General features: G+C 50.5%; 1 protein-coding gene. It reads right to left on the reverse strand.

Annotated features, from left to right (window positions below; all coding sequences use genetic code 11):
- Positions 1 to 209: transposase (locus ABD76_RS00005; protein ID WP_275100736.1), on the reverse strand; the 209-nt coding region annotated here is incomplete at its 3' end.
- Position 210 lies beyond the last annotated feature (1 nt).

Here is a 210-nt window from a genome sequence, read left to right on the forward strand (position 1 = left end):
GCTGCTTGAACCAGACCATTAATGCCTTCCAACAAGCCGTTCGTCATCTTACTATGGAACCACCGAAGGATCCCTTCTTCGTGCTGCCTAATCGTTCTCGCCAAACTTACCATGGGTGGAAGTTGGGAACGAATAGCCCACCCAATCCACTCCCGGAGAAACAGATCTGCGTAAATGTGAGGCGTTGTCCAAAGCTCCTGTAAAGCCAGT

The organism is Paenibacillus dendritiformis, assembly GCF_015845845.1.
GTDB classification, from domain to species: Bacteria; Bacillota; Bacilli; order Paenibacillales; family Paenibacillaceae; genus Paenibacillus_B; species Paenibacillus_B dendritiformis_C.